At 70.4% G+C, this 19,855-nt stretch carries 18 protein-coding genes; 7 read left to right on the top strand and 11 right to left on the bottom strand.

Features of this window, described 5'->3' with window-relative positions:
• Window positions 1–382: 382 nt before the first annotated feature.
• On the bottom strand, window positions 383–742 hold the full coding sequence (locus WMF39_RS04085; protein WP_437744238.1) for a hypothetical protein: 360 nt from the start codon (window positions 740–742) through the stop codon (window positions 383–385).
• On the opposite strand from WMF39_RS04085, the gene WMF39_RS04080 reads away from it, so the two are divergent.
• Complete coding sequence (locus tag WMF39_RS04080; protein ID WP_437744237.1) at window positions 741–1,427, top strand: hypothetical protein; 687 nt, start codon at window positions 741–743, stop codon at window positions 1,425–1,427. The genes WMF39_RS04085 and WMF39_RS04080 overlap by 2 nt on opposite strands.
• A 132-nt stretch (window positions 1,428–1,559) precedes the next feature.
• Here the strand turns inward: WMF39_RS04080 and WMF39_RS04075 are convergent, their stop codons facing one another.
• The 6 genes from WMF39_RS04075 to WMF39_RS04050 all read right to left on the bottom strand — a co-directional run bounded on the left by WMF39_RS04075 (window position 1,560) and on the right by WMF39_RS04050 (window position 11,301).
• Window positions 1,560–5,474, bottom strand: a complete 3,915-nt coding sequence (locus tag WMF39_RS04075; RefSeq protein ID WP_437744236.1) for a serine/threonine-protein kinase — start codon at window positions 5,472–5,474, stop codon at window positions 1,560–1,562.
• Window positions 5,475–5,675: 201 nt separating this feature from the next.
• Entirely contained in the window at window positions 5,676–6,542 is an 867-nt protein-coding gene (locus tag WMF39_RS04070; protein ID WP_437744235.1) for a hypothetical protein, read from the bottom strand.
• A gap of 365 nt (window positions 6,543–6,907) precedes the next feature.
• Entirely contained in the window at window positions 6,908–7,081 is a 174-nt protein-coding gene (locus WMF39_RS04065) for a hypothetical protein (protein WP_437744234.1), read from the bottom strand.
• Window positions 7,082–7,548: 467 nt separating this feature from the next.
• Window positions 7,549–8,043 (bottom strand): cupin domain-containing protein, encoded by a 495-nt coding sequence (locus tag WMF39_RS04060; protein ID WP_437744233.1) that lies wholly within the window; start codon window positions 8,041–8,043, stop codon window positions 7,549–7,551.
• Between the two features lie 118 nt (window positions 8,044–8,161).
• Window positions 8,162–9,451 (bottom strand): DUF1552 domain-containing protein, encoded by a 1,290-nt coding sequence (locus WMF39_RS04055; RefSeq protein WP_437744232.1) that lies wholly within the window; start codon window positions 9,449–9,451, stop codon window positions 8,162–8,164.
• Window positions 9,452–9,522: 71 nt separating this feature from the next.
• Window positions 9,523–11,301: a DUF1592 domain-containing protein gene (locus tag WMF39_RS04050; protein ID WP_437744231.1), complete on the bottom strand. Its 1,779-nt coding sequence runs from the start codon at window positions 11,299–11,301 to the stop codon at window positions 9,523–9,525.
• A 413-nt stretch (window positions 11,302–11,714) separates the two neighbouring features.
• Between WMF39_RS04050 and WMF39_RS04045 the strand changes: the two genes are divergently transcribed.
• Complete coding sequence (locus tag WMF39_RS04045; protein ID WP_437744230.1) at window positions 11,715–13,304, top strand: B12-binding domain-containing radical SAM protein; 1,590 nt, start codon at window positions 11,715–11,717, stop codon at window positions 13,302–13,304.
• Complete coding sequence (locus WMF39_RS04040; protein WP_437744229.1) at window positions 13,294–13,752, top strand: hypothetical protein; 459 nt, start codon at window positions 13,294–13,296, stop codon at window positions 13,750–13,752. The genes WMF39_RS04045 and WMF39_RS04040 overlap by 11 nt, the downstream gene beginning before the upstream one ends.
• A 69-nt stretch (window positions 13,753–13,821) precedes the next feature.
• On the opposite strand, the gene WMF39_RS04035 is transcribed toward WMF39_RS04040, so the two are convergent.
• On the bottom strand, window positions 13,822–14,562 hold the full coding sequence (locus tag WMF39_RS04035; protein ID WP_437744228.1) for a helix-turn-helix domain-containing protein: 741 nt from the start codon (window positions 14,560–14,562) through the stop codon (window positions 13,822–13,824).
• Window positions 14,563–14,786: 224 nt separating this feature from the next.
• Here WMF39_RS04035 and WMF39_RS04030 point away from each other — a divergent pair, with 224 nt between their 5' ends.
• Window positions 14,787–15,638 (top strand): NAD(P)H-binding protein, encoded by an 852-nt coding sequence (locus tag WMF39_RS04030; protein ID WP_437744227.1) that lies wholly within the window; start codon window positions 14,787–14,789, stop codon window positions 15,636–15,638.
• Window positions 15,639–15,685: 47 nt separating this feature from the next.
• Here the strand turns inward: WMF39_RS04030 and WMF39_RS04025 are convergent, their stop codons facing one another.
• A complete protein-coding gene (locus WMF39_RS04025) occupies window positions 15,686–16,498 on the bottom strand; it encodes a hypothetical protein (protein WP_437744226.1) in 813 nt (270 codons plus the stop codon).
• 249 nt (window positions 16,499–16,747) lie between these two features.
• Between WMF39_RS04025 and WMF39_RS04020 the strand changes: the two genes are divergently transcribed.
• Window positions 16,748–17,416 carry a hypothetical protein gene (locus tag WMF39_RS04020; RefSeq protein WP_437744225.1) on the top strand — a complete coding sequence of 223 codons (669 nt, stop codon included), beginning with the start codon at window positions 16,748–16,750 and terminating at the stop codon, window positions 17,414–17,416.
• Between the two features lie 232 nt (window positions 17,417–17,648).
• Window positions 17,649–18,140 (top strand): UPF0262 family protein, encoded by a 492-nt coding sequence (locus tag WMF39_RS04015; protein WP_437744224.1) that lies wholly within the window; start codon window positions 17,649–17,651, stop codon window positions 18,138–18,140.
• 167 nt (window positions 18,141–18,307) lie between these two features.
• Here the strand turns inward: WMF39_RS04015 and WMF39_RS04010 are convergent, their stop codons facing one another.
• Both WMF39_RS04010 and WMF39_RS04005 read right to left on the bottom strand, forming a co-directional pair.
• On the bottom strand, window positions 18,308–18,814 hold the full coding sequence (locus tag WMF39_RS04010) for a DUF1993 domain-containing protein (protein WP_437744223.1): 507 nt from the start codon (window positions 18,812–18,814) through the stop codon (window positions 18,308–18,310).
• Window positions 18,815–19,058: 244 nt separating this feature from the next.
• Window positions 19,059–19,376 carry a hypothetical protein gene (locus tag WMF39_RS04005; protein WP_437744222.1) on the bottom strand — a complete coding sequence of 106 codons (318 nt, stop codon included), beginning with the start codon at window positions 19,374–19,376 and terminating at the stop codon, window positions 19,059–19,061.
• A gap of 28 nt (window positions 19,377–19,404) precedes the next feature.
• Here WMF39_RS04005 and WMF39_RS04000 point away from each other — a divergent pair, with 28 nt between their 5' ends.
• Window positions 19,405–19,773 (top strand): hypothetical protein, encoded by a 369-nt coding sequence (locus WMF39_RS04000; RefSeq protein ID WP_437744221.1) that lies wholly within the window; start codon window positions 19,405–19,407, stop codon window positions 19,771–19,773.
• The last annotated feature ends 82 nt before the right edge of the window (window positions 19,774–19,855 follow it).

Genomic DNA, 19,855 nt, shown 5'->3' with positions numbered 1-19,855 from the left:
GACGGAAAGCGGCTCTGGAGGGCGGGAGCACGCGCCGCGCGCGGTCCGTTCGGAGCTCCACGTCGCCGTGCGACCGGCGGTGAGCGAGCGCGTGGCGGAGAAGGTGTGACGCGCAACGGAGCGCGTCATTCCGGGCGGAACATCACACCCAACAGCCCGCGAAAAAAGATTGACTCTCGGTCCCGCGGCGCCGCCACATAGCCATCTGGGTGTTGCAAAAAATTTGCCGAGTTGAGAAATTCCCCTCGCCAGGCGGACGGGGCACCAGCACCCTCGGCTGGGTTGTGGGCCCCCTGTCTCTCGCCTGCTCGACCTCGGGGGTGCGGCTGGCAGCAACGCTCCTGCTTAACACGAGAAAGGAAACGGAGACCATGACACGCACTTATCGCCACTTGCTGCTGCCTCTCACCCTCGCGCTCTTCTCGCACGTTGTCGGCTGCGGTTCAGACTCGGATGCGGACACCTCGAGCGACGGCTCGACCAGCACCTCGTCCACGTCCGGCGGCAGCTCCACCTCCTCCGCCTCCGGCGGGAGCTCCACCTCGTCCACCTCCGGCGGCGGCACCTCCTCGTCCACCTCTGGCGGCAACGCCACCTCGTCCACCTCCGGCGGCGACGCCACCTCGTCCACCGCGAGCGGCGACACCACCTCGTCCACCGCGAGCGGCGACACCACCTCGTCCACCGCGAGCGGCGGGACGACCGAGAAATTCAGCTTCTTCGTGACCAGCCTCGCCGCCATGCGGGAGCTGTCGGGCTCCCAGGACGGCTTCGGGGGCGACCTCCGCTTCGGGGAGACAGGGCCGGGCGCCGGTCTCCGCGGCGCGGACAAGATCTGCGCGACGATCGCCGAGAAGAGCCTCCCGGGCGCAGGAAGCAAGATGTGGCGCGCGTTCCTGAGCGCCACGGCAGGCGAGGACGGGAAGCAGGTCAACGCGATCGACCGGATCGGCGAGGGGCCCTGGTACGACCGGCTCGGCCGGCTGGTCGCGAACGAGAAGGAGGAGCTGCTCAACACGCGCCCCAGCGGGGCCGACGAGGCGATCATGAACGATCTGCCCAACGAGGACGGCGTCCCCAACCACCAGCCCGACCCGGGCCAACCCGAGGTCGACAACCACGACACCCTGACGGGCTCCAACGCCCAGGGGCAGCTCCAGGGCGCCACGGCGACGTGCAAGGACTGGACGGCCAAGACGGGAGACAGGGCCGAGGGGGGACCGCAGCTCGGACACTCGTGGCCAAGGGGCGGCGGCGGCGGCCCGGGCGGGGGCGGGGGCGGGTCCCACTGGATAACGTCCCACAATGCGCCGGGGTGCGCGCCGGGGGTCAATATCGTGGACTCGGGAGGCCCGGCGCCGGGCTCGAACACCGTCGGCGGCGGCGGCGGCTACGGCGGGATCTACTGCTTCGCCCTGACGCCCTGACGCAGGCAACCCGGCGCGCGCCGCCTCCCGGCCGACAACACCATGCGCCGCCCCGAGCTGCCGGCCGAACGGCGAGCTCATCGAGCTCACCGCGGGGCCGTCGTGCCGGCTCGGGCACCCCTCCTCCCGGCGTCAGCGGCCGCCGAAGCCGGGAGCGAACAGGGCCGTCATCCGATCCGGACGGCTGGCGCCGAGGCGGACCATCGCGTCGTCGGCCGTCCGGACGAGCGCGCGGCCCTCGTCGCCGCCTAGCACCTCCCCTAGCCGCCTGCGCGCCGCCGCGGCGCTCAGCGCGACCTCGCTCGCGTCGAACCCGGCGATCGCCGCCTCCAGGTGCGTGCGCGCGAGCGCCGCGTCGCCGCGCGTCCAGGCGACGGCGGCCAGCGTGAGCCACGCCTGGGCGCTCGCCCAGCCCACCCGCTCCCGCAGGAGCACGCCGGCCACGCGCTCGGCGATGCGCAGCAGCGGGGCCGGATCCGCCGCGCTCGCGACCGCGTCGAGCGCCGCCCGCCCGCGCAGCTCGATCGCGCCGATCCGCATCGGGCTCATGCGCAGGTACGTGGAGTCCTCGACCGCCGGCCACGCGGCCGTCAGCCGGCGCCACGCGGCGCCTGGGTCCTCGCAGTACAGATCGATGAGCACGTCCGCAAAGAGCCCGAAGAAGTGCTGAAGCTGGAACCCCTGCTGCCGCCATGCCGCGAGGGCCTCCGCGAGATCCGCGCGCGCCCGCGCCGGATCGTCCGCGGCGAGCGCGACAAGGCTGTGGCCCCCCGTGACCGTGCGCAGCGACGTGACGGCATACCTGTCGCCGCGCGCCTCCGCTTCCTTGATCCACGTGGAGAGGCGCTGGGCGAGCCGCCTCAGATCACCGAGCTTGCCGAGCCCGATCATGCAGATGGTCTGCGCCGTGCCGATCTCCCAGGCCACCCCGGTGCACCGCTCGCGGAAGATGCGCTCTGCCTCCTCTGCGTGCATCACCGTCTCTCGAAACGACGTCTCGTGCGCGGCGATCGCCCGCTGGATCCGGAGGACGCCCTCGACGCGCGCGTCGCCGGAGCGCTGGAGGAGCGGCGTCACCGCGGCGATGGCGCGCTCGACGGAGCTGCCCGCCGGCTTGCCGATGATCGACGCGAACAGCGCCATGAACGCGAGCCCGAGCGCGACCCGCCCCGGCTCCCTCGCGGCCAGCGCGAGGAGGATGTGCTGCGCGTGAAAGCCCACCGCGCGCACCGGATCGACCGCGCAGAGCCCGAGAAACGCAGAGAAGCAGACGTCGACGCGGCGCAGCTCGGCGGGATCGATCTGGCTCGCGTCGCGCTCCTTGAACCCGAAGCCGCGCAGGGCGAGCCGCGTCCGGTGAACGAGCGCCGCGGCGAGGGCGCGGCGCTTCGTCTCGGGGTAACGCAGGCCCGTCTCGGAGAGCACCTCCCGGAGCACCGCGACGCCCTCTTCCGTGTGACCGCTCGTCAGGAGCTGCTCGGCCGCGAGGCGCTTGCAGTCGAGGACGACAGAGGGCGCCGCGGCGCCTCGCGCGGCGTCCGCCGCGCCGAGGTAGGCGCGGGCGGCGTCGGCGCCGCGGCCCGCGTTCGCGAGCGCATGGCCGAGCTGCACGAGGAGCCCGTGCCGGCGGTCGCTGCCCGCCGGCGCGCAGTCGAGCGAGAGCTGGTAGAGCCGCGCCGCGTTCTCGAAGGCGAGCGCAGCGGCGGCCCTGTCCGCCGCCTCCGCGGCGTACGCGCCCGCCCTGTCGAGATCGCCTGCGCCATGGAAGTGGCGCGCGATCTGCTCGGGATCAGCGCGCCCCAGGGCCGCGAGCTCCTCGCCGAGGCGGCGGTGATGGTCCTTGAGCCGCGACGGCTCGATCTGGCCGGACGCCGCCTCGCGTACCCGATCGTGGTACGCCTCGACAGGATCGGCCTCCTCGAGCCCGCCGGTGCGGACCAGGTGCCATGTCCGCAAGGCGTGCAGCGCCGGCGCTGCGTCCCCCTGCAACCCGGCGGCCCTGAGCGCGACGCGCTGCTCGATGGGGAGCCCCGCGACGGCGATCACCTCGAGGAGCCGCCGGGCGTCCGCCGGCAGATCCGCGAACCTCGCCAGGAGCAGCGCCTCCAGCGACACAGGCGGCGCCGGGGAACAGGCGTCCTCGTGGCCCGGGTGAACCGGCGCTGCGCGGCCCAGGTGGAGCGCGAGCTCCGTCAGGAAGAAGGGGCTGCCCTCGGACTCGCGGGCGATCTCCGACGCCTTGTGCGAGGGGCCGTGGCCGCCCAGGAGCGAGCGAGCCAGCGACTCCGCTTCTTCACGAACGAGCGGGCCGAGGCAGAGCTTCCGGTGCTCGGTGCCCCCCGTCCACCTGGGCGCCGGAGCACCGAAGAGCTCCCGCAGGAATGGACTCGATGCCTCGTCCTCGGACCGATACACGCCGAGCATGAGCATCGAGGGCGGATCGGGCGGGCCGAGGAGGTCGGCGAGGAGCAGCGCGCTGTCGCGGTCGCCCCACTGCAGATCGTCGATGGACACGACGAGCGGCCCCTTGTCGGCGAGCGCCGACAGGAGCTCCTTGAGCGCTCGAAACGCGCGGAACCGGAGCTCCTGGGCGTCGTGGATCTCGAAGGCGCGCCGCGGGACGTCCTCGATGGCCGCGACGACGCGCAGGGCGGGGAACACGCGCACGAGCTCGTGGATCCCGCGCGGCAGGAGGCCCGCGGCCTCGGACCGCGGCAGCCGCTTGAGATGGCGGCTGAGGGCGTCCAGCGCGCTGTCAAAGGCCTTGAACGGGACGGACTCGCGCTCATAACACCGGCCCGCCAGGACCACCGCGGCGCGGCGGCCGCGCAAATCGTCGAGGAAATGCTGGACCAGCGCCGACTTGCCCATGCCGGAGCGACCATGGACGTAGACCGCCACCGGGCGGCCAGCGCGCGCCTCGTCGAACGCTTCCTGGAGCGCTCGCAGCGGCTCGCCGCGTCCCATGAACGGCGCGCGAGGGAGCGGCGTCGGCGCCTCGCCGCCTGGCGGCGGAGCGCCGGGCCGGGGAGCGGCGCCCGGCGCTGCCGCGAGGGCGACCGCCGCCTCGCGGAGGACGCGCAGCGCGTCCGCGCCCGTGGCCCGCGCGCGCGGGTCGCGCTGGAGGAGCTGCAGGCACAGATCGCTCAGCGCCCGAGGTGCGTCCGGCGCGATGAGGTGAGGAGGCGGCGGCTCGCCGAACGCCTTTGCCTCGACGATGTCGAAGAGATTGCCGCTGAAAGGCGCGCGGCCGGTGAGCGACTCGTAAAGGATCACGCCGACCGCGTACCAGTCCGCCGCGGCGGACAGCTCTCCACGCATGTGCTCCGGCGCCATGTAGATGGGCGTCCCGGCGATCGGGGCGTCTGTCTCGGCGGTCGCGAGCGCCGTCCTGCGAGCGCCGGTGTCGCGGGCGATGCCGAAGTCCAGCACGACCACACGTCCGCTCTGGTCCACGAGCACGTTCGAGGGCTTGAGATCCAGGTGCAGCTTGCCCGCGCCGTGCAGCGCCTCGACGGCGTGCACCAGCTGCTCGAGCGCCTGGCAGAGGCGCGCGACGTCGACCTTGGGCTGTGACGCGGGCTCGCCGCCGGAGGCCGTCGGCGCCGCGCCGTCGGCGCGGGGCGAGGGCGCGCGGCCGTGGAGGTTCACCTGACAGGTCGTGGCCGCCGCGGGGGAAGTCCGCTCCGGGACATGCGCCGGCGAGCCCGGGGCGGCGGCCTCGCCCCCGCGGACGTACCTGGTGAAATTCACGCCGGAGACGAGCTCCATCGTGAAGAACCAGCGCCCCTGCGCGGAGATGAGCTCGTAAAGCGTCACCAGGTTCGGATGGGCGATGTCCGCGATGGCGCGGAACTCGCTCTTGAGACGAAGGATGTCGGCGGCCTCCATCCGGAGCAGCGTCTTGAGCGCCACATCGGCGCAGCGAAGCCGATCGTGAGCGTGATAAACGACCCCCATGCCGCCCGCCCCGAGGCGGGCGCGGATCTCGAAGCGGTCCGTGCCGCCGAACCCCTCGGCGGCCGGACCGTCAGCGACGCTGTCCATCTGAGCTGTCCATCTGACCCATCCCTGCCTCCGCGACGCGCCATCCTAACAGGGCGTTCGCCGCGCGCCAGAGCGCACAACGGCGATGAAGGCAGACGACGCGGCGTGCGCCGTCGGCTCAGCGCTCCGAACGGGCGGGCTGAATCAAGGAGAGAGGGGGAGACGCCGTCCGCTGGCGTCTCCGAGGAGCGGGCTCCGCGATCAGTTACACGGCCCGAGGTCGGCCCACTCGGCCGGGCACCAGAAGGTCGGGTTGCTGGGCGGGCACTCCGGGTGCGACCACCAGATCTGCTGGGTCGCCGACCAGAGGTGGCCGCCGTTGGTGACCAGCGTGGAGGGCGTATACACCTGCCCCGACGACCACGCGGGCGTGCTGCTGCAGTCGTTCGCGGGCACGGTCGACGTGCAGGCCTCCCAGGTCGACGGCGACGCGCCGAGGTTCTTGTTCTGGTAGACGTAGGGCTCGGCGTCGTGGAACGACCAGGTGCTCGCGCCCGACATGTTCTGCCAGGCGCCCGAGGTCGTCTTCACCTGCTGGCGAAGCATCTTGATGGGCGCCTCGCAGGAGACCTGCGGCTCGGGGTACTGCGGGCCCACGTCGGCGAAATGCTCGATGTCGTGCGCATACATCTCGACGGTGCTGCGCGCGTCCTGGGCGAGGAACTGCCAGCCGGCGCCGTCCTTCATGTCGACATAGAGGCAGAGCTGGGCGCCGGTCACGCTCGCGGCGCGCTCGGGCGTGCACCACTCGTACTTGAAGACGACCTGCTGCCCGGGCTGCAGGCCGCCGAGCGAGCCGCCGCAGGTGCCCCCCGAGCCCCACTGGGTGTTGCAGCTCGAATGATTCCCCGTGACGCCGTTGTCATCTCCGAAGTAGTAGACGAACCACCCATCCGGGCTGTGGTAAATGCCGGACTCCAGATTGTAGTACCACTGGCCCACCGCGGTCCAGGCCGTGGACGCGTTCAGAAGCTCGGGTACCTGCCACTCGATGAGCCAGCCGCGGGTGTCTCCGACGTTGCCCGTGTAGCTGCTCGTCAGATCGTAAGTTCCGCGCTGGCTCGCCACCCCGAGGCTCTCCTCCTCGTCCGCGCCGGCACCGGCTGTGCATGCGGCGGCGCCGAGGGCTCCGAGGAGCAACAGCGCCGCGCCGATTCGCGGCAGAGCAGCGCGTGACGGACGGAGAGAACAGGTATGCATCGACAGAGTGCTCTTCTCGATCATAAGGATTCTCCTGAGAGCGAGGTTTTCCCCCGCGGCGCTGAATAGCGCGGACCGAGGCCGCCCACTGTTAAGTCGTGTTAAGCCGAACGACGTGATTCAGGGGTGGGGCGCTGGGCGCGCGGGGCCGTTCGCGGGGTAGGTCGATGCGCTGGTGGCGACATGGAGGGCTGCTCAGCCCGCGTCGGCGTCGATGATCTGACGCGGCCCGGTCACGGCAGCTCGAGGCCGAGGCCGAGGTCGAGGATCGCCGACACCGGCGACGCACGGAAGACGTCGCGCCGCTCCCCCGCCTCGTCAGTGTAAAAATACGCATCGCGCGCGAGCGGCACCGCGATCCCGAGCCCGACGGCCCCGAACAGCGGGCCCACGAAGCGCCGCCGCACGCGCGTGTCGAGGCTCCTCCTGCGCGCGCTCGATCCGCCCCTCGATGGACACCTCGCCGCGGGTGGGCGGCACGAACGCCCCGCGCCCGAGCCGCCGCTCCACGGCCTGCGCGAGCGTCGGCGCGTCGATGCACGCCTCGGCCCCTGGCATCCTCACCCACGCGAGCGACGAGGCGCGCGGCGCCGCACCTGCGGGACGATCGAAGCTGCCCAGCGCGGCCCCGACGAGGAGCGCGAGCGCCGCGGATCTCATGCGGCAGCTTATCCAGGCGATCGCCGACGCCGTCGAGCGCGGGACGCATCGCGTTCGCGAGAGCAAGCGCTGCACAACATCGCTGTCACAAGACACCGAGACAGCAGCTGCCCGGACCTTGGCTTGAAATACCCACCGAAGCCGGCGTCGCCGAGCGCCCCAGCGGCCGATGCGGTCTACCCCCGGGGAGACATCGATTCGGCCGAGAGCCCGCTCATCGGCGCGCCGTCTCCCATTCGGGGCTGCTCAGGAAGTACGTATCGTAGAGCTCCTGCACGTCGCGCAAGGTCTCGGGCGGCTCCTCCCCGTGCGCGATGCGCGTCAACTTGCGAAAGTAATCGAAGCGCTCGACGCCTGGCGTGATGACGACCAGGAGCTCTGCGCCCTTGCCGCGCGCGGCGGCGAACGCGTGGGCGACCCGCGGAGGGACCACGAGGAGGTCGCCCTTCTCGGCCGTCACGATGTCGCTCCCCGAGAGGACCTGCACGGCGCCGTCGAGCACATAGAACATCTCGGCCGAGGCGTCGTGATGATGGGGCCGCGCGCCGTCCGCGTCCTTCGCGAGCGTCACGCGTACGGTGGAGAGGGCTCCGCCGGTCGCGCTGCTGTCCGCGAGGAGCTGGATCCGCGCGGCGGGAGAGCCGACGATCTCAGCGTCAGCGCCGCGGACGACGACCGACCGATCGAAACAAGGCTGGATGATCGACATGCCGCCCAGTGAAGCACCCGCGGGGCGAGCGCTCACCTGGAAAAGCGTACGGAGCGCGCCCGCAGCCGGGGCGCCCCATGCGCTGCGTTCCGCGCCGCCGACGGGAGGCGGCGCCTGCTCAGGTGAGCGGCAGGGCGCCCCCGGTGTTCAAGACGCCCTCGCCGAAGCTCTTGACGTCCTCGAAGCCCATGTAGTGGAAGCAGCTCACGAGCATGTCGGCGAAGGAGCGATCGCCGCGGAAATCTACGAGCCGCCCGCGCCGGAAGTGGTCGTGGGCCTTGCCCGCGAAGACGACCAGGTTGTCCTCGATGCTGTGGCTGTCGCCCTGCCCGAGCTCGTTCCAGTGCACGACGAGCGTATGATCCCAGAGCGTGCCGTCGCCGTCGCTCGTGTTCTTCAAGATCTCGTAGAGCTTCGTGTTCTGCTCCCAGAGGTGCCTGTGGATCTTGCGCACCTTGGCGAACGAGTCGTCGTCGCTGTTGTGCGAGATGTCGTGGTGTCCATCGCTGAAGCCCAGGTTCGAGTAGACGCGGTTGCTGGTGTTGCCGCTCCAGTTGAAATGCACCACGCGCGTCAGATCGCAGGCGAACGCGAGGGCGCTGATCCTGAAGAACAGCTCGCCCATGATCGCGTGGTTCTCGTCGGCGTAGGGGTCGAGCCGCTCGCCGAGCGGGGTCTTCACGCACGCGGCCGCGCCGTTGCCGGCCTGGAGCGCGCGCTCGACGTCGCGCATCGCGTCGAGGTGCTGCTGGATCTTGGCGCGGTCCTCGGCGCCGACCCTGGTGAGGAGGGAGTTGCCCTCTTCGCGCACCAGATCGATGGCCGACTGCTTCTTCGCCAGGCGCCGCAGCACCTCTTGCTGCGCGCCCCCGTCGTCGGGCATGGAGGCGAAGATCCGGGCGTAGGCCTCGTACGGGTCGGTCTCCGGCGGGATCGGGTTCTGCTCGCCCGCGGGCCCCGCGTGGGAGTGCGTGTTCCAGATGTCGTTCCACTCGTCCCCGACGCGGTACACGAGGTGCCGGTGCGCGATGCTCTCGTTGGCTTCCAGCACGCGATCGCCGATCGCGTAGTCGGCGCTCGGCCCCTCCACGTAACCGATGGTGCTCTCGGTGCCGCCGATGGGGAACGACCCGGTGCCGGACTTCCACGGAGCGAGCGAGCTGCCGCCCTGCTGGTGGTTGTCGGCCCGCTCGGACTCCGGCAGATCGTAGAAGTGCTTGTGCAGGTTGTTGAGAAAGAGGAGATCCTCGCGGTACGGCTCGAGCGGGGCGAGGAACTCGCCGAGCTGAAAGCTCGTCTCACCGCGGGCGTCGAAGCGCCTCTCCGTCTCGTCGCCGTTCGCCTGGAACACGAACATGATACGGCGCGGGGACGGCGTCGTCTGGGCTCGCGCGCGGCTCGAACGCATCGCATCGAGGAACGGGAGCGCGAGCGCAACTCCGGATGCGCCACGCAGGAAGGTACGGCGGCTCAGAGGTCTCATTGTTTCTCCGGGACGATGACGGGGCGGTAGCGGAAGGCGTCGGTCTGCGTGAGCGCGACCAGGAGCTCGGACAGGCTGTAACCGCTGTCCTTGAACGCGAGCGAGAGCGACGCCATCGAGCAGCGATCGGCGTCCGTCTTGTCGCGACCGTAGAAGAAGCGGAAGTTTTGCAGCACGTAGCAGGCGCGCGCCTCCTCGCTCTGCGCGAGGCGCTGGCCCAGCTCGGCGGCGTTCGCCACAGGGCCGTTGACGTCGCGCGTGCTCGAGATGGCGCTCGAGGTGTCGATCGGCCTGCCGGCCTCGTCCGTGGTGCGGGGGCGGCCCACGGCGTCGAACGACTCGAACACCACGCCGATGGGATCCATCAGCGCGTGGCACCCCGCGCAGCTCGGCTCGGTGCGGTGGAGCTCGAGGCGCTCGCGCTGCGAGAGCCCCTCTCCCAGGCCCTCGAGATCGAGCTTCACGTCGTTGGGCGGCGCGGGCACGATCTGGCACAGGAGATCGGTGCGCACCTTGAGGCCGCGGCGGACGATCGAGGTGCGCGTCGCCTTGTCGCGCGTGAGCATCATGCCCTGGGTCAGCACGCCCGAGCGGCCAGGCATGTCGACCTTGATGAAATCGTCGCCGCTCACCCCGCTCACGCCGTAGTGCTGCGCGAGCGCGCCGTTCACGAAGCTGTAGTCGGCGGCGAAGAGGTCGTCGAGCGAGCCGCTCGGGCTCGCGAACAGGTCCTTCACGAACGTGCGCGTCTCCGCTCGCAGCAAGGCGGGCAGGTCGCGCGAGAGGTCTGGATACACCTCCGGATCGCGGTTCATGCTGCCCAGGATGTCGGTGTCGAGCCACTGGTCGAAGTACTCGAGCAAGCGCTCGGCCTTGGGATCGGCCAGCATGCGCCGCACCTGGGCTTCGAGCTGCTCTGGCGTGCCGAGCTCGTCCGCCTCCGCCGCCCGCGTGAGCTCCTCGTCCGGCTGCGACTGCCAGACCAGGTACGAGAGCCGCGAGGCCATCTCGTACGGCGTGGGCTCGGTGACGTCCCCCGTGCTCGCCTGGCCGAGCTCGACGCGATAGAGCACGTTCGGCGACTGCAGCATGCTGAAGACGACCCACTCGATGCCGTCGTCGAAGGTGTACCCGTCCGATCCTGCGGTGAAGCGCTCCTCGTAACTCTGGACCTCGGCTTCCGTGAGCGGCCGGCGGTACGCCCTGGCGCCGAAGGTGCGGATGAAGTCGCGCGCGCACTCCATCTCACCGATCTCCTCCGGATCGCAGGAGACGAGGCCCGAGGCGTGGGCCGCGACAGCGGCGACCTCCTCCGCGGCGTCGAGGAACTTCTGCGCGACGAGCGAGCCGACGTTCAAGAAGCTCGCGTTGTTGCGGAAGCCGAGCGACTCGGACTCGTTCGGAAATGTGGCGACCACCTTGTCGACGGTGGAGGCCACGCCCGGGACGCCGGAGAAGAGATCCTTCACCGTGCTTTCGTACTCGTAATTGCTGAGACGGCGGAGCGGCGCCGTGCCGGGCCTCGGCGTCTGGCAGAACGCCGAATCCAGCACGTCTTCCGGGGGCTCTACGATCCCAGGCTCGTCCCCGCCGGGGCCCGTGCCAGGCCCCGTGGACTGGCCGGGCCCGCCGATCTGGCCGTTGCAAGCCGCGACGAGCGCGAGCAAGAGCGGCGCAGCGTACCTGAGTTGTGAGCCGAGAAGCTCGAGAGGCCAGCGATGCGTGTGTTGCTCGGGGTTCACCGTGTTCTCCACGCCGCGCCCGAAGAAAGGCACGAGTTGGTGCGAGCGCCGACCACATGGATCGGCACCTGCACGGGTTCCCGACGCTGCGACTCAACAGCGCCGATTTGACAGTATGTACCAGAGCCTGTCCTGTCCGGCTCACGGCAGAGGTCGATCGCGAACTTTTTTGTGCCCCAACGACCCACCAACCCACCCATTTTATCTACTGTCGTCGCGTTTTTGAACCTCGACGGTATCTGCGCGCGACACCTCACGAAACATCACTGCCGACAGTAGATACTTCAACTACCAACGATTTCGACGGCTGGACGTGGGGACGTGGGCACGTGGAGACGTCGGGCTCGCGCTGGAGGAGAACGCGCCTTCCTTCCGCCATGAGGTCGTGGCACCATCGCCGCGCCGGGCGCCGTTCGAATCAACAGACGCTCGCGGAGGTGCGGCCGATGGGGGTCAAGGTTCTCTTCATCGTCAAGGAGATAGAGGGGGCCGAGCCGCTCGGCGCGCTGTACGTGGCGGGCTGCCTGGAGCAAGCGGGCCACGAGTGCAAGTTCATCGGCACGCGCGGCAACGATGTCCTCGCCGAGGTGCGGCGGTACGGGCCGGACGTCATCGCCTTCGGGGCGACGACCGGGCTCCATCGCTATTACCTCGGGCTCAATCACCACATCAAGCAGCATTATCCGAAGGCGGTGTCGCTGATGGGCGGGCCGCACGCGACCTATTACCCGGAGGTCATCCAGACGCCGGGGCTCGACGTGGTGTGCCAGGGCGAGGGCGAGGACGCCGCCGTCGAGCTGTGCGACGCGCTGGCGCGAGGCGACGATCACCGCGGTATCCGGGACCTCTGGGTCAAGTCGGAGGGGAAAATCTACAGGAATCCAGCGCGCGGGCTGCGCCGCGACCTCGACGCGATCCCCTTCCCTCCGCGGCGTCTGCTCTACGAGTACGACGACGGCCTGCGGCGGCGCCCCCTCAAGTCGTTCACCACGAACCGGGGGTGCCCCTTCCCCTGCAGCTACTGCTTCAACCCGTCGCTCGTCGAGCACTACGGCTCGAGCTGGAAGAAGGTGCGCGTCCGTAGCCCCGAGAACGTCGTGGCCGAGCTCGTCCACGTGATGAAGCAAGGCCCGCTCCAGTTCGTCGGTTTTCGCGAGAGCATCTTCGTGTACGACGCCGAGTGGCTGAGGCAGTTCGGAGAGCTCTACCGGCGTGAGGTGAAGCTGCCTTATTACTGCCACCTGCGCGCTGACATGATGACCGAGGAGATGGTGGATCTCCTCGCCTGGTCTGGCTGTTACACCGTCAACGTCGGCATCGAGACCGCGAACCCCGAGCTCGCGAACGGCGTCTTGCGGCGCCAGATCCGGATGGACCGGCTCGTCCACGGGATCCGCCTCCTCAAGCGCGCGGGGATCGTGGTCTTCGCCGACAACATCCTCGGCATCCCGGGCGGGACGCTCGAGGACGACCTGGCGACGCTGGAGCTCAACATCGAGCTCGACGTGGACTACGCCGCCGCCACCTTGTGCACGCCCTATCCGGGGACAGGCATCGCTGCGTACGCGGTCGAGCACGGCCATTTCAGCGGGGACTTCGATCTCATCGACGACAGCTATTACACCGAGTCGGTGCTGCGCTTCTCGTCCGACGAGGAAAAGCGGCAGATCGAGAACCTGCACAAGGTGTTCGCGGTCACGGCCGCCATCCCTGCGCTGCTGCCGCTCATGAAGCGGCTCATCAGGCTCCCGCCGAACGATTTCTTCTATGCGATGTTCCGCGCCTGGTACCTCGTCTGCCACATGACGGACGTGATGCCGCGCCGGCTCGAGCTCGCCGAGCTCGTCAATAGCGCGTTATCGATCTTCGGGGTGTACCGGGGCGCCGACGAGAACCGGTATCCCGCCCCGGCCCCCGAAGCGTTGCCCGTCGCGGCGCCGCCGGCGCCGGCTGCCTGCGGGGACACGAGGACCATCCAGCTAAGGCGCCGCCCGAGGATCGCGGCGGAGAGCGAGGAGGCGCGGGATGTTCGCTGATCCGAAGAAGGTCGGGCTGCGGCGGCTGAAGAGGCGGCTCAAGGCGGGCGTGTCGATCGCGATCGCCATGGCCGCCGGGGCGTTCCTTGCCTGCAAGGGCGGCGCGAGCGACCCGGGCGCGTCGCCGAGCGGCCCCGACGCGCGGACCGGCCCTGACCGCCGGAGCGCGGCCGGCGGGAGCAGCGGCCAGAGCGCGCCCGCCCCGACCAGCGGCTCCGTGAGCGGGGGCGCCGCCGACGCCGGCGATGGGATGGGTGCCACGGCGCCTGCGGACGCGGAGGCCGGCGAGGCCATCGTGGCCCGCGACGCCGGCGCTCCCGCGGACGCCGGCGGGGCGATGATGGTCCCGAGCGGCAAGCCTGCCGCGGGCGTGAAGCCCCGCGCGCCGCACGTGGACAAGGAAGAGCACCGCAAGGGGATGCCGGTGCGGGACAACCTCCTCGAATAATCCCGGGGGCGCGCGGCCCCCGGGATGCGCCGCGCTGGCGGAAAAGAAGCGTGTCTGCCGGCGCGGAGGTCACCCGCGCGCGGTCGCGCCGCCGCACACGGGCCTCGCGGACGGGCGCGCGCCGGCGAGGTAGGCCCGCGGCGTCACCCCGAGCAGCGACCGGAACTCGGCGGTGAGGTGGGCCTGGTCGTAGAAGCCGGTCTCGAGGGCGAGCCGCGCGAGGCTCGTCGTGGCGAGGCGCTCGGCGGCGCGACGGATGCGCGCGATGCGCGCGTAGCGCTTCGGCGATATGCCGATCTCCTCGTGGAAGAGCGCGCGCAGCGTCCGCTCTGCGACGCGGAGGCGCCGCGCGAGCGCGGGGATGGAGGCGTCCGAGTCGGGTGCCAGCGCGGAGGCGTCGAGGGCATCGACGGCGCGGCGCAGGAGCGCCCGGCGCGCGGGGGCGTCGGCCCTCGCGCCGACCGCGCGGCAGAGGGCGTCCTCGAGCAGGCGCACCGCCGCGGCCGGGTCCCCGCCGGCGCGAGCGAGCGCATGGCGAAGCTCGCGCGCGCGTGCGCCCCAGAGGTCGTCGAGCGGGACGACGCGATCGACGAGCTCGTGGGCGGCGACGCCGAGGGCGGGCCGCGCGCCCCCGGGGTGGAACGAGAGGCGAGCATAGAGAGGCACCGCGCCCGAGGGCTTGAACGTGGCGCGCTGAAGCGGCCCCACCGCGGCCACGACCGGCTCTCCGCCGGTCCAGCACGCGACGAGCGACGTGGTCCCGCTCGGTAGCCGCGTCCACCCCGCGGGCGGCGAGGGGACGGCGCTCATCACGTGGACGTCGGAGATCCAGGAACGGAGCGGCGCACGCGGCGGGAGGTCGCAGCTCTCCGAGCGGGATGGCGGGAGCGAGGGCGCAAGCACGAAGGCAGTGTAGCGCGCGCGGCCTCCGGCGCCTCGGCCGTCGCGCGCCGATGAGCTCGACCTTCGTGCCGGAATCTCCAAGAGACGGCTTCGTCGAGACAGCAGGCTTCGCTCTCGAAACGGAGGTGTTCATGATCCTTGTTGCTGGTGCGACAGGCACCATCGGTCGCGCGCTGATCCCACAGCTGCTCGCCGCCCGGGCCGACGTTCGGGTGCTCACCCGCGAGCCCGCGCGCGCGCGTGCGCTCTGGGGAAACGACGTCGAGGTGGCCTGCGGGGACTTCACGGATGCGCCGTCGCTCGGGCGCTCGCTCGAAGGCGTCGACCGCGTCTTCTTGCTCACGGCGCCCGGGCCGACGGTGGCCGACCACGACCGCGCGATGACCGCGGCGGTGATGCGCTCGCGGGTCGAGCAGATCGTCAAGCTCTCGGCTTACGGCGCCGAGCAAGAGGATCTCATCGCGTCTGGCTGGCATCGGGCAGGAGAGGGAGCGGTAATCGCGACGGGGCGCCGCTTCACGCTGCTCCGGCCGGCGGGATTCCACTCGAACGTGCTCGCGTGGGCCGCGAACGTGCGCGCCGGCGCCCCGATCGAGGTCTCGACCGGCACAGGGAAGCACGCGGTCGTCGACCCGCGCGACGTCGCGGCCGTCGCGGCCCGGGCGCTCACGTCAAACGATCACGATGGGCGGGCGTATACCCTCACCGGGCCCGCCGGCCTCGACGCCCACGAGCAGATCGCGATCCTCGCCGAGGCGCTCGGACGCCCGATCGCCGCCGAGGACGTCACCGTCGAGCATTCGACGGCGAAGATGCGGGCGGCCGGCGCCCCGGAAGCGTTCGTCGCGGCGGTCTCCCAGGGCCTCACGTTCCTGCGCGACGGGCGCGCGTCGGCGCCGACGGACGACGTCGCCGCGGTCCTCGGCCGCCCACCGCGGCCCTTCGCAGCGTGGGTCCGGGATCACCTCGACGCATTTCGCTGAGCCGGCCATCTCAGAGGCGCTCCGCCGAGAGGCCTTGCATCAGGCGATCATTGGTAGAAGCCGACGTCGTCGATATAGACGTCGAAATCCTCCCCTTCCGTGAACGCGAACTCGATCGCGAAGAGCCCTGTGAGGTCGATGCCCTCGCCGGTTGGTTCGGCGTCCCCGCCGCCGCGCGCGAACTCCTCGAAGGGGATCACGACCGGGGCCCACGCCGTGCCGAGGCGCGCGGTGAATGACCAGTCGTCGAAGCACGGATTGGCCACGTCCTCTCCCGATTCATCGCAGAGCCCGCCCGCGGGGTCCGAGGTCTTGTCCGTGATGTTGACCTTCATCGTCGTCGCCGCGCCCGCGTCGCCGAGCCTGGCCCAGAACACGATACCGCTGTACGCCGACGCGTCGTAGGCGAACAGGCCCCCGTCGGGGCCGTTCAGCGCGAAGCCGAACCCGGCGCCCCACTCCGTGAAGCCGGATCCGAACGTGTGCATCGCCATCGTGCTCTCGCCGCGTGGCTCCGCGAGCTCCTCCGGGATGAACCCGACGGGATTGTCTTCCGTGTAGACCGGGGGAGTCTGCGTGCCCGTCCCATCATTGAAGCTGTACCAGTAGCCGACCCTGCCGCCCGCCTCATCGATGGCGCTGTCGCCGTCTTCCATGTCGTCGATCAGCTCGACGTCCGTGGGGACGACCACCTCGCCCCCCCCCGCCCCCGCGCCGGCCTCGCCCCCCGCCCCCGCGCCGGCCTCGCCGCCCGCTCCGTCCACCAGGTGGTAGCTGTCGTCCAGCCCCACGAGCGTGGTGCATCCACCGGCTGTGAGCGTCCACGCCGCGCACATCCATGCTGCACGCCTCTTCGCCATATCTTCTCCTACCACCACCGCGTGGGCACGGTCCACCGCGGCCCTACCGCGCCCACCGCACCCCGGAGAGGCAGCGACGACCGCCGGCGTTGGACGGATCTGCCCTGCGGCGCTGGACGAAGCTCGGGACTTGCGGCGCAGCGCCGATCCGTGAGACCTTCTGTGCGTGAGGTCACCCAGAGCGCCTGAATCGACAGACCTGGTCCGGCGGCTTCGGTTGACCGGGCCATTATTCGTTGGGTGGACGAAATGACGGTTGAAGACATAAGGCGCGGCCTGGACGCCGCCCGCGAGGAGCTGTCGGCTGCAGCCGCTGCGCTCTCCGGAAAACGCGAAGACGGGGGATGGGCCCGTTACCAAACCGCGCACGACAAGTGTATCTCGCTCGAGCGAGATCTCGCCCGAGCGACCGAGGAGGAGTGTGCCGTCGAGATCCCCTGGCAACATCCTTGGGATGTCGGCGCCCCACTCCCGCATGTTTTCTCCTCGGGCTCCAGAACTCTCGTCGTCTACAACATGCGCGAACCTGACCCCGCGTGGGATGGCTCGTATGCGACCGTGGTCGATCCCACCAGCGCCGACCTGCGCCTGATCGCCATCGTCGAATTCGAGCGATGCCTCGCCCACAAGCTCGGTCCACCGAATGACGAGGTTCTCCACGGACATCCCCTGCACGGCCGCGGGTTGGTCGGGTATGCTGCGCACGTCGTCGAGAGGTCTCGATGGATCGCCGAGCTGATGAAGATCAACTCGGTTCACAGCCAGTACAATCCAGATGGGTGGAAGCAGTATCGACACTACTTACTTGCCTTCCACGATGAGACGTTCGAGTGCATCGCCCGGAGTCATTCCCTCAAGCAGACGATGTCGTCGTTCCCCGAAGCGCTCCACTTGTGCACCAGGAGCATCCTGGCGTGACATCGCCGCCCAACAAGCTGCTGAAGCAAACGGCCGCACGTCAGTCGTTGGGCATGACGAAGCAGAAATGGCTACGGAATTCCATCCAGGGCGTTCGAGGGTCCCGGAGGCGATCGTGCACCGACCCAAATACGGACAATACGTATATTATGGAGTTCTGTTGATCTCTTCGCTGGCCGACGGTGAGCAGTTACAACCGTGAGGTGTGAGCGCTACACTGAGCTCAGCCCATATGCCCGTCCATGCCATCCGAATCGAAGAGCGCCTCTGGTCGAGCGCGTCGCCGCTCCGCAGGCAGGAGTGGCGCACGCTCACGACCGATATCGTCTCCGGCGAGCCGCCCTGGCCCTCGCGCGAGCCCTGCACCCTCGTCGCCGGTTGCGACGACAGAGACCTTCACTTCGTCTTCACCGGGAGCGCCGTCTCGGCGGACACCCTCGCCCTCGCGCGGGCGGAGGTCGCGCCGCTCGTGGGCGAGTACGTGGGCATCATCCGAAAGCTCTCCGGGGGCGACCTCTACCCTGCCCACATCGAGCCCATCGATATGGCCAAGCGCGTCCTCCACGACGCCGGCGCGAGGCGGATAGGCGCCCTCCTCCCCGACCTGAGCCCGAGCTTCGAGACGCGCCGCCGCTTCTTCTCGCTCGTCGTCTCGCTCCTCGTCGACACGACGCGGCTCGGCCCGCTCCCAGCGCACCAGCACGATCCGAGGCGCGTGCGGTAGCGGGCGTCCGCCGGAAACGACGACGAGCGGCGGTCACCCGCACAGGAGACGGGCCCAGATCGGCGTTTTCGGCGCACAGGCGTGCTCCAGCACGCCGAGCACCGAAAACGTCGAGGTGGGCCCGTATCCGCAGCGGGTGCCCGCCGCTCGGGTGACCGCCGCTCGGATCAGCGGGCGCCCAGGAAGTCTAGCTTGCCGATCTCGAGCCCGTTGTGGCGCAAGATCGCGTAGGCGGTCGTCACGTGGAAATAGAAGTTGGGCAGCACGAAGTGCAGCAGGTAAACCAGGCCCTTGAACTGCAGCGGCTGATCGCGCGTCGGGATGGTGATATCGCGGTCCTCGGAGCCGTCGATCTGCTCGGGCCGGAGGCTGTTCAGGAACGCGACGGTCTTGGTGATACGGGCCTGTAGCTCCTGGAAGCTGGCCTCGTTGTCCTCGTACTTCGGCAGGTCGGCGGCCGCCAGCCGCGCCCCACAGCCCTTGGCCATGTCGGTGGCGATCTGCACCTGGCGCGTGAACGAGAGCATGTCCGGGGCGAGGCGCGCGTCGAGCAGGACGCGAGGCTCGATCTTCTTCGCCTCGGCGTACGCGGCGGCCTTGGTGAGGATCGTCGAGAGGTTGCCGAGCATCTTGACGAGGGCCGGGACCGAGGCCTGATACATCGAGATCGTCATCTTCTCATCTCCTTGCTATCGCACGGTTCAGGCAGCGCGTTCCCCGCACGGCGCACGCGGCGCGGCGCCGGCGCACCCCCCGGCGGGGACGCGAGCAGGCGCGAACATAGGGCATCCTGCTCGCCAGGCAAGCTCGCCTTCTCACGCAGGGGCCGCCCGCGACCCCCGGGCGCCCGAGCACGGCGCTCGTTCACGCTGATCCACGGACTCCAGCGCTGACGACACGCCCGCCGGGCGCTCCGCGTCATGACGCGCTCGTGAAGTAATGTAAAGAGCATTGACGAACGAGATTCGATGACGGGGTGCCGCGGCGCGAGGCTCCGTGCCGGGGAGCTAGCGCGACGGAGCGCGCCGTGATGGCCCTCGACGGCCGCGGGGGCGGCGCGTTATAGGGGGCGCCGATGCGACACATCCTTTTCCTCAGCTTGTTCACGGCTGCGCTGGCGACCGCATGCGGCTCCTCGACGACCGATCCGGAGCCGTCCGGGAGCGGCGGGTCGTCCGCCAGCTCGACGAGCGAAAGCTCGACGAGCGCCAGTTCGACGACCTCCAGCTCGGCCACGGGCGCAACCTGCACTCCTGGCGAGATCATGTCCTGCACCTGTCACGCCGCCAGCGCGCCCGGCGTCGCGACGTGCCTCGCCGACGGCAGCGGCTACGGGCCGTGCATGGAGCAAGACGGCGGCGACTGCGGCTGTCCCCTCGGGCGCGGCGACGGCTGCTGCCCTGGCGACGGCATCTGCTGCGCGTGCGTGCAAGGCTGCGATCCGAACACGGATCCCCTGCAAGATCCCGAGACGGACGCGCTCATCGCCTGCGTCTGCGCGGCGGGCGTGTGCGCCGACGAGTGCGAGACGGAGTGCGCCGGCCAGGGCATCGCGGCGGACTGCAGGGCGTGCGTGCAGCAGGCGGGCGCGGACGCGTGCAAGGCGGAGTACGAGGCCTGCGGCGGGACGTGAGCCCGCGCCGCGCATCGCGGGGCCAATTACGCGCAGGAGGCCGGCGCCGATTCCCCCCTTCCTGACCGGCGCCGATTCCCCC

It is taken from the genome of Sorangium sp. So ce1504, assembly GCF_051521635.1.
Taxonomy (GTDB): domain Bacteria; phylum Myxococcota_A; class Polyangia; order Polyangiales; family Polyangiaceae; genus Sorangium; species Sorangium cellulosum_B.
This window is presented reverse-complemented; position numbering and strand designations above follow the sequence as displayed.